Origin of the sequence: Pantoea sp. Morm (assembly GCF_016643525.1) — a bacterium.
GTDB classification, from domain to species: Bacteria; Pseudomonadota; Gammaproteobacteria; order Enterobacterales; family Enterobacteriaceae; genus Pantoea; species Pantoea dispersa.
In genome coordinates this window covers 1-14261 of record NZ_VOQX01000103.1, presented here as the reverse complement: position 1 = coordinate 14261, position 14261 = coordinate 1, and the positions used below count along the sequence as shown (strand labels likewise).

Below are 14261 nucleotides of genomic sequence, written 5' to 3'. Positions count from 1 at the left end.
CCTGGCCGAGCATCCAGAAATTTGGCTTCTCCTTTCTGTGGAGCAAAACCTGGGATGCGCCAAACGAAGAATTTGGTGCGCTGGTGCCGATTTACGGCACCCTCGTAACCTCACTGATTGCCTTAATCATCGCGGTGCCGGTGAGTTTCGGTATCGCCCTGTTTCTGACCGAACTGGCGCCAAACTGGCTGCGCCGTCCGCTGGGTACCGCGATTGAGCTGCTGGCGGCCATTCCCAGCATCGTGTACGGCATGTGGGGCCTGTTTATCTTTGCTCCGCTGTTCGCGGAGTATTTCCAGACGCCGGTTGGCGAGGTGCTGGCAAATATCCCGATCGTCGGCGCGCTGTTCTCCGGTCCGGCCTTCGGCATCGGCATTCTGGCGGCGGGCGTGATCCTCGCCATTATGATCATCCCTTACATCGCCTCGGTGATGCGCGATGTGTTCGAACAGACGCCGGTGATGATGAAAGAGTCGGCCTACGGCATCGGCTGTACCACCTGGGAAGTGATCTGGCGCATCGTGCTGCCGTTTACCAAAAACGGCGTGATCGGCGGCGTGATGCTGGGTCTCGGCCGCGCGCTGGGCGAAACCATGGCGGTCACCTTTATCATCGGTAATACCTACCAGCTGGACAGCGCATCGCTGTTTATGCCCGGCAACAGTATCACCTCAGCGCTGGCGAACGAGTTCGCCGAAGCCGAATCCGGCGTGCACGTGGCGGCGCTGATGGAGCTTGGCCTGATTCTGTTCGTGATTACCTTTATCGTACTGGCGATCTCCAAACTGATGATCCTGCGTCTGGCGAAGAGTGAAGGAGCCCGTTCATGACAGCAATTGAAATGCAGGCGCGCGCCGAGCTGGAAGCCTCACGCCGTAAAATGCAGGCGTGGCGCAGCACCAAAAACAAAATTGCCCTGACGCTCTCGCTGCTGACCATGGCGTTCGGCCTGTTCTGGCTGATCTGGATTCTGTTCACCACCGTCACGAAAGGGATCGATGGCCTGAGCTGGACGCTGTTTACCGAATCCACGCCGCCGCCCAACACCGCGGGCGGTGGTCTGGCGAACGCCCTGGCGGGCAGCGGCCTGCTGATCTTCTGGTCCACCTTCTTTGGCACGCCGCTGGGCATTCTGGCGGGTATCTACCTGGCAGAATATGGCCGCAAGCACTGGCTGGCGGAAGTGATTCGCTTCATTAACGACATCCTGCTGTCCGCGCCGTCGATTGTGGTCGGCCTGTTCGTGTACACCATCGTGGTGGCGCAGATGCAGCACTTCTCCGGCTGGGCCGGTGTGATAGCGCTGGCGCTGCTGCAGGTGCCCATCGTGATTCGTACCACCGAGAACATGCTGCGGCTGGTGCCGGACAGCATGCGTGAAGCGGCTTATGCGCTGGGCACGCCAAAGTGGAAGATGATCTCGGCGATTACGCTGAAAGCCTCGGTCTCCGGCATCATTACCGGTGTGCTGCTGGCGATTGCGCGCATTGCCGGTGAAACCGCACCGCTGCTGTTCACCGCGCTGTCGAATCAGTTCTGGAGCACTGACATGATGCAGCCGCTGGCCAACCTGCCAGTGACCATCTTCAAATTCGCCATGAGCCCGTTTGCCGAATGGCAGAGCCTGGCGTGGGCGGGTGTGCTGATAATTACGCTGTGCGTGCTGCTGCTGAACATCGTGGCGCGCGTGATTTTCGCCAAAGGCAAACACTAATTTTCCGGCGCGGCTTCGGCGGCGCTGCACATGAGAGATGAGCAATGAGTATGGCAACTCCTTCTGCCGGTAAAATTCAGGTGCGCAATCTGAACTTCCACTACGGTAAGTTCCACGCGCTGAAGAACATTAATCTGGATATCGCCAAAAACCAGGTGACGGCGTTTATCGGTCCGTCGGGCTGCGGCAAATCCACCCTGCTGCGCACCTTCAACAAAATGTACTCGCTCTATCCGGAGCAGCGTGCTGAGGGTGAAATTCTGCTGGATGGCGACAACATTCTGGCATCGCATCAGGATATCGCCCTGCTGCGCGCGCGCGTCGGCATGGTGTTCCAGAAGCCGACGCCGTTTCCGATGTCGATTTATGACAACATCGCCTTTGGCGTGCGGCTGTTTGAGAAGCTGTCGCGTGCCGATATGGACGAGCGCGTGCAGTGGGCGCTGAGCAAAGCCGCGCTGTGGAATGAAACCAAAGACAAGCTGCACCAGAGCGGTTACAGTCTCTCCGGCGGTCAGCAGCAGCGCCTGTGCATCGCGCGCGGCATCGCGATTCGCCCGGAAGTGCTGCTGCTGGATGAGCCATGTTCGGCGCTGGACCCGATCTCCACCGGACGCATCGAAGAGCTGATCACCGAGCTGAAGCAGGATTACACCGTGGTCATCGTGACCCACAACATGCAGCAGGCGGCGCGCTGTTCCGATCACACGGCGTTTATGTATCTGGGCGAGCTGATTGAGTTTAGCGACACCGACACGCTGTTTACCAAGCCAGCGCAGAAGCAGACAGAAGATTACATCACCGGTCGTTACGGCTGATTCAGGAGAGAAACATGGATAATTTAAATCTGAACAAACATATCTCCGGTCAGTTCAACGCGGAGCTGGAGCACATTCGTACTCAGGTGATGATCATGGGTGGCATGGTGGAGCAGCAGCTTACCGACGCCATCACCGCGATGCATAACCAGGATGGCGAACTGGCGCGCCGGGTGATTGACGGTGACCAGAAGGTCAACATGATGGAAGTGGAGATCGATGAAGCCTGTGTGCGCATCATCGCCAAGCGTCAGCCTACCGCCAGCGACCTGCGTCTGGTGATGGCGATCATCAAAACCATTTCGGAGCTGGAACGCATCGGCGACGTGGCGGAGAAGATCAGCCGTACCGCGCTGGAGAAGTTCGGTCAGCAGCATCTGCCGCTGCTGGTGAGCCTCGAGTCGCTCGGGCATCACACCGTGCAGATGCTGCACGATGTGCTGGATGCCTTCGCGCGCATGGATCTCAACGAAGCCATCAAGATCTACCGCGAAGACAAAAAGGTGGATAAAGAGTACGAAGGTATCGTGCGCCAGCTGATGACCTACATGATGGAAGATCCGCGCACCATTCCCAGCGTGCTCACCGCGCTGTTCTGCGCGCGCGCCATCGAGCGCATCGGTGACCGCTGCCAGAACATCTGCGAAATTATCTTCTATTTCGTGAAAGGTCAGGATTTCCGTCACGTGGGCGGTGACAAGCTGGATGAACTGCTGTCGGGCGACGACGGCAGCAATAAACCCTCCTGATTGACGTGATGACTGCCTGTTAGCGCTGAGGCTGACAGGCAGTGCGCTTGATTTCTGCCTGTTCTCAACCTGCCGCTCTCTTTATACTTGGCGCACATTTTTCTGCCAGGTGCTGTTTTATGTCCTCTGCAAATAACAACAAAACCGCCGTTACGCCGGCGAAAGCGATGGTGGCTGCCGTCAGCGGCTATGCCATGGATGGATTTGATCTGCTGATTCTGGGCTTTATGCTGCCGGCGATCAGCGTGTCGCTGGCGCTGGATGCGTCGCAGGCCGGTTCGCTGGTGACCTGGACGCTGATCGGCGCGGTGGTCGGCGGCATTGTGTTTGGTCATCTGAGCGATCGCTATGGCCGCATCCGCATTCTGACCGTGACGATCCTGATGTTCTCACTGTTCACCGGGCTGTGCGCCGTGGCGCAGGGCTACTGGGATCTGCTGGCGTATCGTACGCTGGCGGGCATGGGGCTGGGCGGTGAGTTTGGCATCGGCATGGCGCTGATTGCCGAAGCCTGGCCGAAGGAGAAGCGTAACCGCGCCTCGGCGTGGGTGGGTATCGGCTGGCAGCTCGGCGTATTGCTGGCGGCCTTTATCACGCCGCCGCTGCTGAGCGTGATTGGCTGGCGCGGTATGTTCCTGGTTGGCCTGCTGCCGGCGCTGGTGTCGTTTGTGATTCGCCGCAGCATGGGCGAGCCGGAAGCCTTCACCCGCCATGTGGAAAAAACCCCGCAGCTCTCCTTTTCCGCGCGCATTAAACTGCTGTTTGCCGATCGCGCCACCAGTAAAGCCAGCCTCGGCATTCTGATTCTTTGTTCGGTGCAGAATTTTGGCTATTACGGCCTGATGATATGGATGCCAAGCTATCTCTCTTCCAGCTTTGGCTTCAGCCTGACCAAATCCGGCCTGTGGACGGCCGTTACGGTGGTGGGCATGACATTCGGCATCTGGCTGTTCGGCGTGCTGGCGGACCGCTTTGCGCGCTGGAAGATTTTCCTGCTGTACCAGTTTGGTGCCGTGGCGATGGTGGTGGTTTACGCCCAGCTGCGCGACCCGACGGTGATGCTGTTTACCGGTGCCATCATGGGGATGTTTGTTAACGGCATGATTGGTGGTTACGGCGCGCTAATCTCGGACACTTTCCCACCGCAGGCGCGCGCCACCGCGCAGAATGTGCTGTTCAACCTCGGCCGCGGCGTCGGCGGTTTCGGTCCGCTGGTGATCGGCATGCTGGCCACGCATATTTCGTTCACCGCTGCGATTACGCTGCTGGCGCTGATTTACCTGCTGGATATTGTCGCCACGCTATTCCTGCTGCCAAAAAGCCAGGGCAATGAGGATTCGCTGGGCGCGATTGGGTGATTTTTTCCCCTCACCCTAACCCTCTCCCGCAAGCGGGAGAGGGAACCGTCTGGTGCGGTATGTGGGTGGGCACTTTTGTTCAGCCCCGCCCGATCGGCCCCTTCTTCGGCAAACGGGAGAGGGAACTGTCTGGTGCGGTATGTGGGTGGGCACTTTTGTTCAACCCCGCTCGATCGGCCCCTTCTCCCGCTGGCGGGAGAAGGCTGGGATGAGGGGGCTGCGCGCACTTACCTGACCAAATCCCAGCCACGCGCACGCCACAGCGCTGGCAGCTGCGCCATATCGTCAAAACGCGTCACCAGCGGGTGATCAATCACCGGATTGTGTGCATCGGCACAGTAGTAAAACACCGGTATGCCAGCGGCGATGCCAGCCCGCGCGCCAGCCTCTGAATCATCCACCAGAATGCACTTTTCAATCGGCACCTGCATCTGTTCCGCCGCGTGATACATCAGCTCCGGATCCGGCTTCCAGTGATTAATGTCATAGCCGCTGTACAGGCGTCCGCTCAGATACGGCAGCATGCCAGTCAGCCCCAGCGAATGCTCCATCTTCTTCACCGTACCGTTCGACACCACGCACATCGGCACCTTCACGCGCTCCACCAGCGCTCTGGCGCCGGTAATCGGCTGCAGATCAAGATCAAACAGGCGCGCTACTTCCGCGCGGTAGGCACTCTCCACCTCAGCCAGCGGCAGCGTCACCTGATGCTGTGCCGTCACATCGCGGATGATGTCGTAAAGCTTCACCCCTTTGTACTGCTCAAACATCTGCTGCAGCGAGAGTTCGATACCGTAACGGGCAAAGGTGTTGACGTAGGACTGCGTGCAGATCACTTCGCTGTCGACCAGCGTGCCGTCGCAATCAAAAAAGATACATTCAACTGACATCGCGCCTCATCCTTTTAGTAAACAATAAGCTGTCACTCTAGCGCACTCAGCGCAGAAAGCGACCCCAGGCAACCGGTTGCGAAAAATCAGTGTTTTGCGGCGCTAAAGTCTATAGGATACGCGGCGATAAATTTTTCATCGGAACAGCGAAATGAACGAGCAGGGCCTTTTGCAGCGTATTTTCAGGCTGCAGGAACACGGAACCACCGCGCGCACCGAAGTGATTGCCGGTTTCACTACTTTCCTGACGATGGTGTACATCGTCTTCGTTAACCCGCAGATTCTTGGTGCCGCAGGCATGGACACCCAGGCGGTGTTTGTCACCACCTGTGTGATTGCTGCGTTCGGCAGCATCCTGATGGGGCTGGTGGCCAATCTGCCGGTAGCGCTGGCACCGGCCATGGGCCTCAACGCCTTCTTTGCCTTTGTGGTGGTGAGTGCGATGGGCTACTCGTGGCAGGTTGGCATGGGCGCGATCTTCTGGGGCGCGCTGGGGCTGCTGATCCTGACGCTGCTGCGTGTACGCTACTGGATGATCGCCAATATTCCGCTCAGCCTGCGCGTGGGCATCACCGCCGGTATTGGTCTGTTCATCGCCATGATGGGGCTGAAAAACGCCGGCATTATTGTGCCCAATGCGGACACCATCGTGACCGTCGGCAACCTGGCCTCGCACAACGTGCTGCTCGGCGCGCTCGGCTTCTTTATCATTGCGATTCTGGCGTCGCGCAATATCCACGCGGCGGTGCTGGTTTCTATCGTCGTGACCACCGCGATCGGTCTGCTGCTGGGCGACGTGAAGTTTACCGGGCTGTTCGCCGCGCCGCCGGCCATCACCTCGGTGGTCGGCCAGGTCGATATCAAAGGCGCGTTCAACGTGAGCATGGCGGGTGTGATCTTCGCCTTCATGCTGGTCAATCTGTTTGACTCATCCGGTACGCTGATTGGCGTAACTGATAAAGCGGGCCTGACCGATGAGAAAGGTACCTTTCCGCGCATGAAACAGGCGCTGTACGTGGATAGCATCAGCTCCGTCACCGGTTCGCTGATCGGCACCTCTTCGGTGACGGCGTACATCGAAAGCTCATCCGGCGTGGCGATTGGTGGCCGTACCGGCCTGATGGCGGTAGTGACCGGTATCCTGTTCCTGCTGGTGATGTTCCTGTCGCCGCTGGCAGCCATGGTGCCAGCCTATGCGGCGGCCGGCGCGCTGATTTATGTCGGCGTACTGATGACGGCTTCGCTGGCGCGCGTGCGCTGGGACGATCTCACCGAAGCGGTGCCGGCGTTTGTCACGGCGGCGATGATGCCGTTCAGTTTCTCGATCACCGAAGGTATTGCGCTCGGTTTTATCTCTTACTGCGTGATGAAACTCGGTACCGGACGCTGGCGTGAAATCAGCCCGTGCGTGGTGGTGGTGGCGCTGCTATTTGTGCTGAAAATCGCTTTTATCGACGCGCACTAAACGCAACAGGCCGCGGGTGTGGCCTGGTTATCCGGGATGCCTGACTTCCGGCTGACTGGCGACACGCTCGCCGGGCAGGCTGGTGAGGCGCAGGGTGCGCGGCCCGATGTTGGGTTTGCTCATCTCCACATCGCGCAGCGACTGCCACTGCTGCTGCGCATCAATCTCCCACAGCCGTAAACGTTCAGTGCCGGGCGACAGCGCGCAGGACCACACCAGCGTCGGCTCGGCATCACACACCGCCTGAATATCGGGATAGACGCTGGATCGCAGCCGGCCGGCCGCCGGATGCAGCCGCAGCGCATCAATACCGCTGTTGGCTTCGCCGGTCAGTTTGAGGATGCTCTGGCGTAGCGTCCAGATCTGCGTCACCGCTTCCATAAAATCCTGCTGGGCGTTAATCCACGCCTTTTCACCCGATGACAGCCCGTGCGTGAGCGCATCCTGCGCCTGACGGCTATGCGCCCGAACGATTTCCATATCCAGGCCAGCGCGCCCGCCTTCTTCCGCCAGCAGCACGCCGACCATGTTACCGGCATAGGAGATACTGAAGTCAGGCAGATTAGGATCGGCAAAGCAGGGACGACCGCTGCTACTGGCGATCAGCGGTGGCAGGTCACGAATACCATAGACGCGCAGCATCAGCTGGGCCAGCAGCGCGCGTGCGGCAAGAAAGCGGCCGCGGCGCTTATCAGGCAGGTGCCCGGCGCTGGTCATCACATCCTGTGGAACCCGCATGGTCTCTGGGGTGAGGGGCGGGTTAACCACCCAACGAACAAAATGACTAGCCATCTGTCGCTCCGTGAAAATGGTCGGATAATCATCAGGGCTATTGTAAGAATTTTCTCATGGGTTTGCATCCGGCTTACGCTGGATAGCCAGTAAATTCAGATAAGGACGAGGCGAATCTCATTGCCATGAGCTGCAATTTAATATGAGGCTTTTGCACATTGGTGTCGGATGGGGTGCCGAAGCGGCGGATGTGGTGTAGGATTTGGACAGGAAAGAGCTGCACAATGAAGTGCTTAAATTATTCACCTATCTGCCAATCGTGCGCATCGCAAACCATGCACGTCGGAGTTGTTATGTCTGTTACCTCTCTTGCTCGCCAGGAATCGATCTCGCTGGATGAATTTCGTCACGGCATGCGCCGTCTCACTGCCGGTGTCTCGCTGGTGACCACCTCATCCAGCGGGGAAAAGTTCGGGCTGATCGCCACCTCGGTCAGTTCACTGGCGGCGGAACCGCCCAGCCTGCTGGTCTGCGTTAACCGCAGCGCATCAAGCCACGATGCCATTCTGCAGGCGGGCTACTTTGCCGTGAACGTTCTGCGCGAGCAGCACGATGACCTGTGCGCGCAGTTCAGCTCGCCGACGCGCCGCGCTGAGCGTTTCCAGAGTGGTGAATGGCAAACCCTTAATACGGGCGCGCCCGTGCTGGCTGATGCGCTGGTGAGCTTCGATTGTCAGCTGGAAAAAACGGTGGAGTGGAACACCCACAGCGTGCTGCTGGCGCGTATCGTTGGTATTGCGCTGCCGGGCGAAGCGACAGCGCCGATGGTCTACTTCAACAGCGGTTTTCACTCGCTGGGCTAAGTCATGGCGCAGCGCGTCGTGCGGCTGCGCTGCTTAACGTATCAGGCAAATTTGCTGGCTTCGTCAAAGCTCAGACGCGGCAGGCGCGGATGCAGTTTGCTGGCTTCGCCATAGCCGAGGTTGATCAGTAAGTTGACCTGCCAGTTATTTTCGCTGAAGAACGCGGCGTTAACTTTAGCCGGATCAAAACCGGACATCGGGCCGGCATCGAGTCCCAGCGAGCGGGCCGCCAGAATCAGATAGCCCGCCTGCAGGCTGCTGTTGCGAAACGCGGTCTCTTTGGCCAAATCCGGGCTGCTGGTAAACCAGCTGCGTGCATCGCCATGCGGGAACAGTTTTGGCAGTGCTTCATAAAAGGTCGGATCCCACGCCACAATCACCGTCACCGGTGCCGCCATGGTCTTATCCACATTGCCTGAGGAGAGCGCCGGTTTCAGCTTCTCTTTACCTTCCTGAGACGTCACGAACACAAAGCGGCCCGGCGAGCAGTTGGCTGAGGTCGGCCCCAGCGCCGTCAGCGCATAGAGCTGCTTCAGCACCTCCTGCGAAATCGGTTTATCCTGCCAGTAGCTATGGGTGCGGGCTTCAGTAAACAGCGCGTTCAGCGCCACGCTGTCGAGCGGTGTACTCATGTTTCTCTCCTGTTCAGGCAACAACCTGCGCCTGATTTTTAGCATGAATAATGGATGGGGCCGCTGCGTTTACGCGGCGACCCTCAACCGTTATACGACAAAGGCGAGGGCGCGCCAAATAACAAACACGCATGACAACCGTTGAACGTTTACTGCTGCAGACGCGCGGCCCGCGCCTTAAAGCCATTGAGGATGGTCTGGCTCACGCGTAACGGGAAGGCTGCAGGGATTTGCTCCTGCACGCGTTGGATCACTTCTGGCGTCCTGGCTCTGAACTCATCGAGGATATGTACCATCGCCGTCAGGGCAAATTTTGTCGTTTTTGCGGTTTCCATAAAATGGCGGGGAAAAATGTGTTCGATGGCGGCTTTCCGGCCTTTGCTCCCGTTCAGTCCCATTGCCAGCTTTGCATCACGAATGTGTAATCCCGCACCGCCAATCACGGGATAAATGGAAAGAATGTCGTAAAACGGCGTCAGGCGAAAACGTCCTTCCGCTTCGATAAAAATAGAAAAGTTTTTGGCATGGCCATCTGTGGCCGCCAGCAGCCAAAACAGGACCTGAGCTTTCATGAAATCATATCGATCCTGTTCTGCATTAACTGAGTTCAGGAGATAATCCATAATCGCAGAGATGCCCGGGCCGCCGTGGCTTTCATATTTTCCTGCCGCGGGTACATTCAGCACCTGACAAAAATCTTCCTGGGGTAACCGCATGATCCACTGTCCATCCGACGCATAACGCCGATCAAACCGCTCCACGGCCAGTGCTTTAATTTTCCCGGTGTTTACGATAAAGCAGGGGGGAACTTTCAGGCCAAATTCTCTGGCAATCAGCGTACAAAGCCACTCATTCTCCACACTATCTGAAAGATCGATGCGATGTGAATGGCTCTGAATATTGCCAATCGGCAATTTTAAAATGTGGGTGGTGGGCGTATTGCCCTGCGGCAGGCACCACTGTTGATCGATGCGTAACAGCGCCGTTTTCTCCTGCGCGCCAGCCAGTGAAATACGAAAATCCGTTAGCTCTTCCAGCATGCCAAGCGGTGCGCCTGACTGATAGCCTGAAAGGATTTTTTCCAGTTCGCTATCGCTTAACCTGCGGTAATCGATCGTTCGGACAGTGTGCGGTTTACTGTCAGGCGGTAACAATTGCAGCGCACCAATGGTGTCGCTGCCGACCTTTGCGAGTAAGTCAAAGGGCTGGGTGGAGCTGGCCTGATAGCGAGACAGAATACGTGCGCGAATTTCAGGGTTATCAGGCAGCAGGTTATCAAAAAAGTTATAGACCTCCGCGCCCTTGTAAGGCTGGTGGCGCAAAGGCATGGAGAGGGATATCGGTCGGCTACCCGGCTGATTCAGCCAGCTCTCATAATATCTGAAGGTGTGTGCACCGGTTGCTGCCCTGCTGAAAACGCCTGTCCGATAGCCGTTCATGTAGACATCCAGTTCTGTCATCACCACTCCTCCTTCCAGCCGTCCGGGTCCTGTTTGGCCGATGGCAAACCACGGGGTTTTATCTCCATTTCCAGATCCAGAGCAGCGAGAATACGAAACAGCGTGTCCAGTCGGGTGGTTTCTGGCTGTAGCTCAAAGCTCGAGACGGTATCCTGACGAATCCCAATTTTGCTGGCGACTTTCGCTTGCGAGAGTGACTCTGTGAGTCTTTTATCTTTGAGATAAGAACTTAATTGTTTGGCGCTGGTGATTTTCATAGCGGCGCTCCAGTCTGGCAACCGTGATACCATTACACGCTATTGCGTGTGAATCAAGGTTTACCCGCTATCACAGGTAATCCCGGCTTCACGCGCAACTGGCGGTAGTGAACTGGGGGTTAACGCGGGTTAATACCGGGAAGAACAGCGTGGAGTAGCTGACGAACGGTAGAGACGCCGCCAGCCATTAATATAAAGGTTTGTTTTACTTACCAATACAAAAGCTGGAGAAAATCCGGCCCAGCAGGTCGTCGGAGGTAAACTCGCCGGTGATTTCGCTCAGCGCCTGCTGCGCCAGCCGCAGCTCTTCGGCCAGCAGTTCGCCCGCCCAGGCTCCCAGCAGCTGCTCTTTGCCCTGCTGTAAGTGAGTGGCTGCTAACTCCAGAGCCTGCAGATGGCGGCGACGCGCGAGGAAGCCGCCTTCCATATTGCCGGCGAAGCCCATGCTCTGTTTCAGATGCTCACGCAGCGTATCGACGCCAGCGCCGGTGCGCGCCGACAGGCGAATAAGTGAGTGGCCATTTACTTCTGTCAGGCCCAGCGTTTCACCGGTCATGTCCGCTTTATTACGTACCACGGTAATCGGCAACGCAGCCGGTAAGCGCGCCACGAAATCAGGCCAGATGGCGGCGGCTTCAGTGGCGTCAGTGGTGGTGCCATCCACCATGAACAGGACGCGATCCGCCTGCTCAATCTCCTGCCAGGCGCGTTCAATGCCGATACGTTCCACTTCGTCGCTGGCTTCACGCAAACCGGCGGTATCGATGATGTGCAGCGGCATGCCGTCGATGTGGATGTGCTCGCGCAGCACGTCACGCGTGGTGCCAGCGATATCCGTGACGATCGCTGCTTCGCGTCCGGCCAGTGCGTTGAGCAGGCTCGATTTCCCGGCGTTGGGACGACCGGCAATCACCACTTTCATCCCTTCACGCAGCAGGCTGCCCTGACGCGCTTCGGCGCGCACGCCGTTGAGATCGCCGATCACCGCATTCAGCTGCGCTTCGATTTTGCCGTCGGAAAGGAAGTCGATCTCCTCATCCGGAAAATCAATCGCCGCTTCCACATAGATGCGCAGGTGAGTAAGTGCTTCCACTAACGCATTAACGCGCAGTGAAAAGGCACCCTGCAGCGAGTTGACGGCGGAGCGGGCGGCCTGCTCGGAGCTGGCATCAATCAGATCGGCAATCGCTTCAGCCTGCGCCAGGTCGAGCTTGTCATTCAGAAAGGCGCGTTCCGAGAACTCGCCCGGCTGCGCAATGCGCACACCCGGCAGCGCCACGATGCGCTTCAGCAGCAGATCGAGAATCACCGGGCCGCCGTGGCCCTGCAACTCCAGCACATCTTCGCCGGTAAAGGAGTTCGGACCCGGGAACCACAGCGCGATGCCCTGATCCAGCACGCTGCCATCAGCATCGTTAAAGGGCAGATAGTCGGCGTAGCGCGGCTTCGGCAGCTTGCCCAGCACGGCCTGCGCCACCTCAGCGGCTTTGCCACCGGAAATACGCAGAATACCGACGCCACCACGGCCGGGAGGCGTCGCCTGGGCAACAATAGTGTCACTGTGGCTCATAAGTACCTTCTTCCAAAAAAAACAGGGCGGCATAAATGCCGCCCCTGGAGATGTTGCGTCCTGCTCAGCGTTGCCGGGCGTTACGCTTTCTTCTTGTCGCGGCTGTGTAAACCACGCTTTTCCAGCCCGCGATAAATCAGCTGCTGCTGGAGAATGGTTACCAGGTTGCTGACGATGTAGTACAGCACCAGACCTGATGGGAACCACAGGAAGAACACGGTAAAGATAACCGGCATGTAAGTCATGATCTTCTGCTGCATCGGATCGGTCACGGTGGTCGGTGACATCTTCTGAATGAAGAACATGGTGATACCCATGATGACCGGCAGAATGTAGTACGGGTCCTGCGCGGACAGGTCATGGATCCACAGTACAAACGGAGCATGACGCAGTTCAACGGAACCGGACAGCATGTAGTAAAGCGCCAGGAAGATTGGCATCTGGATAACCAGTGGCAGACAGCCGCCCAGCGGGTTCACTTTCTCCGCCTTATACAGCGCCATCATCTCCTGGCTCTGCTTCTGCTTATCATCACCCAGACGCTCACGCATGGCCTGAATCTTCGGCTGCAGCATACGCATCTTGGCCATCGAGGTGTACTGCGCTTTGGTCAGCGGGTACATGATGCCACGCACGATGAAGGTGATAACGATAATGGAGAAGCCCCAGTTACCGATAAAGCTGTGCAGAAATTTCAGCAGCTTAAACAGCGGCTGAGAGATGAACCACAGCCAGCCGTAATCCACGGTCAGATCGAGGTGCGGCGCGATAGCGGCCATTTTGTCCTGGATTTCCGGACCGACCCACAGAGTGGCACCGAGATCCTGCTGCGCGCCGGCGGCGATGGTCACAGGCGCCGACTTATAGCCGATTGCCGCCACACCATTGCCGAGATTGCTGGTGTACAGCGTATTGTTACCCTGAGTGCGCGGCACCCATGCGGTCGCAAAGTACTGCTGCAGCATCGCCACCCAGCCGTTGCTGGTGGTGGTGTTCAGGTTCTCGTTATCCGCGATGGTATCGAATTTGTATTTTTCATACTTCGCATCGCTGGTCGAGTAAGCGGCACCACGGAAAGTGTGCAGCGCAAAGTTATTGCTGCCGGTATCGCGATGCTTCGGCAGATCGATCGTCTGCTTCAGCTGACCAAACATCGCCACTTCCAGCGGCTGCTGCGAGGCGTTATTGATGTTGTAGTCGACGTTAACCGCGAATTCGCCACGTTTGAACACGAAGGTTTTGGTGTAAACCACGCCGTTCTCACCGGTCCAGCTCAGCGGCACGCGCAGCTCGGTCTGGCCATCGGCCATCTCGAAGTGATCCTGGGAAGCGGTATACAGCGGACGTGCGCCGTTGTTCGGGTTATCCGGACCGTTACGGCCGGTTAAGCCGCTCTGCGCCTGATAAACGAAGGCCGGAGTGGTTTCCAGCAGCTGGAACGGTGCATCTGAACCCAGTTTGTCCGGGTAAGTCAGCAGCTGTGCCTGCTCGATATCACCGCCGCGGGTATTAATGTTGAGTGACAGGACATCAGTCTTAACGGTGATCGTTTTGCCCTGGCCGCTAGCCGGCACGCCGGAAGAGGCGGCATCACCCGCTGCGCTGCTTGTGTTCTGCGTGGTCTGGGTCTGCTGTGGCTGCGGAGCGTGGTCCGTCTGCCAGGCTTGCCAGATCATAAAAGACACGAACAGAAAAGCGATGAGAAAGAGATTGCGTTGCGAATCCATCGTTAATGTTCTCTGGTATCAAAGGT

Annotated in this window: 14 protein-coding genes; 7 read left to right on the top strand and 7 right to left on the bottom strand. The window is 57.8% G+C overall.

Features of this window, described 5'->3' with window-relative positions:
• From pstC to FT726_RS23120, 5 genes are all read left to right on the top strand, one after another.
• Positions 1–830 (top strand): phosphate ABC transporter permease PstC (gene pstC, locus FT726_RS23140; RefSeq protein WP_346303512.1); only part of this gene is annotated, 830 nt, incomplete at its 5' end.
• Positions 827–1714, top strand: a complete 888-nt coding sequence (pstA, locus tag FT726_RS23135) for a phosphate ABC transporter permease PstA (protein WP_021506926.1) — start codon at positions 827–829, stop codon at positions 1712–1714. The genes pstC and pstA, both read left to right, overlap by 4 nt.
• Before the next feature lie 44 nt (positions 1715–1758).
• Entirely contained in the window at positions 1759–2532 is a 774-nt protein-coding gene (gene pstB / locus FT726_RS23130; RefSeq protein ID WP_021506925.1) for a phosphate ABC transporter ATP-binding protein PstB, read from the top strand.
• Between the two features lie 14 nt (positions 2533–2546).
• Positions 2547–3281, top strand: a complete 735-nt coding sequence (phoU, locus tag FT726_RS23125) for a phosphate signaling complex protein PhoU (protein ID WP_021506924.1) — start codon at positions 2547–2549, stop codon at positions 3279–3281.
• 119 nt (positions 3282–3400) lie between these two features.
• A complete protein-coding gene (locus FT726_RS23120) occupies positions 3401–4639 on the top strand; it encodes an MFS transporter (RefSeq protein WP_136546230.1) in 1239 nt (412 codons plus the stop codon).
• 227 nt (positions 4640–4866) lie between these two features.
• Here the strand turns inward: FT726_RS23120 and yieH are convergent, their stop codons facing one another.
• Positions 4867–5529 carry a 6-phosphogluconate phosphatase gene (gene yieH, locus FT726_RS23115; protein ID WP_125310373.1) on the bottom strand — a complete coding sequence of 221 codons (663 nt, stop codon included), beginning with the start codon at positions 5527–5529 and terminating at the stop codon, positions 4867–4869.
• A 151-nt stretch (positions 5530–5680) separates the two neighbouring features.
• On the opposite strand from yieH, the gene FT726_RS23110 reads away from it, so the two are divergent.
• Positions 5681–6994, top strand: coding sequence for an NCS2 family permease (locus tag FT726_RS23110; RefSeq protein ID WP_288423932.1), 1314 nt, complete (start codon positions 5681–5683; stop codon positions 6992–6994).
• Positions 6995–7021: 27 nt separating this feature from the next.
• Here the strand turns inward: FT726_RS23110 and FT726_RS23105 are convergent, their stop codons facing one another.
• Positions 7022–7786 carry a 4'-phosphopantetheinyl transferase superfamily protein gene (locus FT726_RS23105; protein WP_282996397.1) on the bottom strand — a complete coding sequence of 255 codons (765 nt, stop codon included), beginning with the start codon at positions 7784–7786 and terminating at the stop codon, positions 7022–7024.
• 293 nt (positions 7787–8079) lie between these two features.
• Here FT726_RS23105 and FT726_RS23100 point away from each other — a divergent pair, with 293 nt between their 5' ends.
• Positions 8080–8589 (top strand): flavin reductase family protein, encoded by a 510-nt coding sequence (locus FT726_RS23100; RefSeq protein ID WP_031279601.1) that lies wholly within the window; start codon positions 8080–8082, stop codon positions 8587–8589.
• A 41-nt stretch (positions 8590–8630) separates the two neighbouring features.
• Here the strand turns inward: FT726_RS23100 and FT726_RS23095 are convergent, their stop codons facing one another.
• From FT726_RS23095 to yidC, 5 genes are all read right to left on the bottom strand, one after another.
• On the bottom strand, positions 8631–9221 hold the full coding sequence (locus FT726_RS23095) for a malonic semialdehyde reductase (protein ID WP_021506918.1): 591 nt from the start codon (positions 9219–9221) through the stop codon (positions 8631–8633).
• A gap of 149 nt (positions 9222–9370) precedes the next feature.
• On the bottom strand, positions 9371–10681 hold the full coding sequence (locus FT726_RS23090) for a type II toxin-antitoxin system HipA family toxin (protein ID WP_282996398.1): 1311 nt from the start codon (positions 10679–10681) through the stop codon (positions 9371–9373).
• On the bottom strand, positions 10681–10938 hold the full coding sequence (locus FT726_RS23085; protein ID WP_059010267.1) for a helix-turn-helix domain-containing protein: 258 nt from the start codon (positions 10936–10938) through the stop codon (positions 10681–10683). Before FT726_RS23085 ends, FT726_RS23090 begins: the two co-directional genes overlap by 1 nt.
• A gap of 205 nt (positions 10939–11143) precedes the next feature.
• Positions 11144–12508, bottom strand: coding sequence for a tRNA uridine-5-carboxymethylaminomethyl(34) synthesis GTPase MnmE (gene mnmE, locus FT726_RS23080; protein ID WP_088516155.1), 1365 nt, complete (start codon positions 12506–12508; stop codon positions 11144–11146).
• An 80-nt stretch (positions 12509–12588) separates the two neighbouring features.
• A complete protein-coding gene (gene yidC, locus FT726_RS23075; protein ID WP_021506916.1) occupies positions 12589–14235 on the bottom strand; it encodes a membrane protein insertase YidC in 1647 nt (548 codons plus the stop codon).
• Positions 14236–14261 lie beyond the last annotated feature (26 nt).

Bases quoted from the DNA above. Each gene is read 5' to 3' on its own strand.
- pstB (WP_021506925.1), top strand. From the start codon at position 1,759: ATGAGTATGGCAACTCCTTCTGCCGGTAAAATTCAGGTGCGCAATCTG.
- FT726_RS23095 (WP_021506918.1), bottom strand. From the start codon at position 9,221: ATGAGTACACCGCTCGACAGCGTGGCGCTGAACGCGCTGTTTACTGAA.
- FT726_RS23120 (WP_136546230.1), top strand. From the start codon at position 3,401: ATGTCCTCTGCAAATAACAACAAAACCGCCGTTACGCCGGCGAAAGCG.
- phoU (WP_021506924.1), top strand. From the start codon at position 2,547: ATGGATAATTTAAATCTGAACAAACATATCTCCGGTCAGTTCAACGCG.
- FT726_RS23100 (WP_031279601.1), top strand. From the start codon at position 8,080: ATGTCTGTTACCTCTCTTGCTCGCCAGGAATCGATCTCGCTGGATGAA.
- yieH (WP_125310373.1), bottom strand. From the start codon at position 5,529: ATGTCAGTTGAATGTATCTTTTTTGATTGCGACGGCACGCTGGTCGAC.
- FT726_RS23110 (WP_288423932.1), top strand. From the start codon at position 5,681: ATGAACGAGCAGGGCCTTTTGCAGCGTATTTTCAGGCTGCAGGAACAC.
- mnmE (WP_088516155.1), bottom strand. From the start codon at position 12,508: ATGAGCCACAGTGACACTATTGTTGCCCAGGCGACGCCTCCCGGCCGT.
- pstA (WP_021506926.1), top strand. From the start codon at position 827: ATGACAGCAATTGAAATGCAGGCGCGCGCCGAGCTGGAAGCCTCACGC.
- FT726_RS23085 (WP_059010267.1), bottom strand. From the start codon at position 10,938: ATGAAAATCACCAGCGCCAAACAATTAAGTTCTTATCTCAAAGATAAA.
- yidC (WP_021506916.1), bottom strand. From the start codon at position 14,235: ATGGATTCGCAACGCAATCTCTTTCTCATCGCTTTTCTGTTCGTGTCT.
- FT726_RS23090 (WP_282996398.1), bottom strand. From the start codon at position 10,681: ATGACAGAACTGGATGTCTACATGAACGGCTATCGGACAGGCGTTTTC.
- FT726_RS23105 (WP_282996397.1), bottom strand. From the start codon at position 7,786: ATGGCTAGTCATTTTGTTCGTTGGGTGGTTAACCCGCCCCTCACCCCA.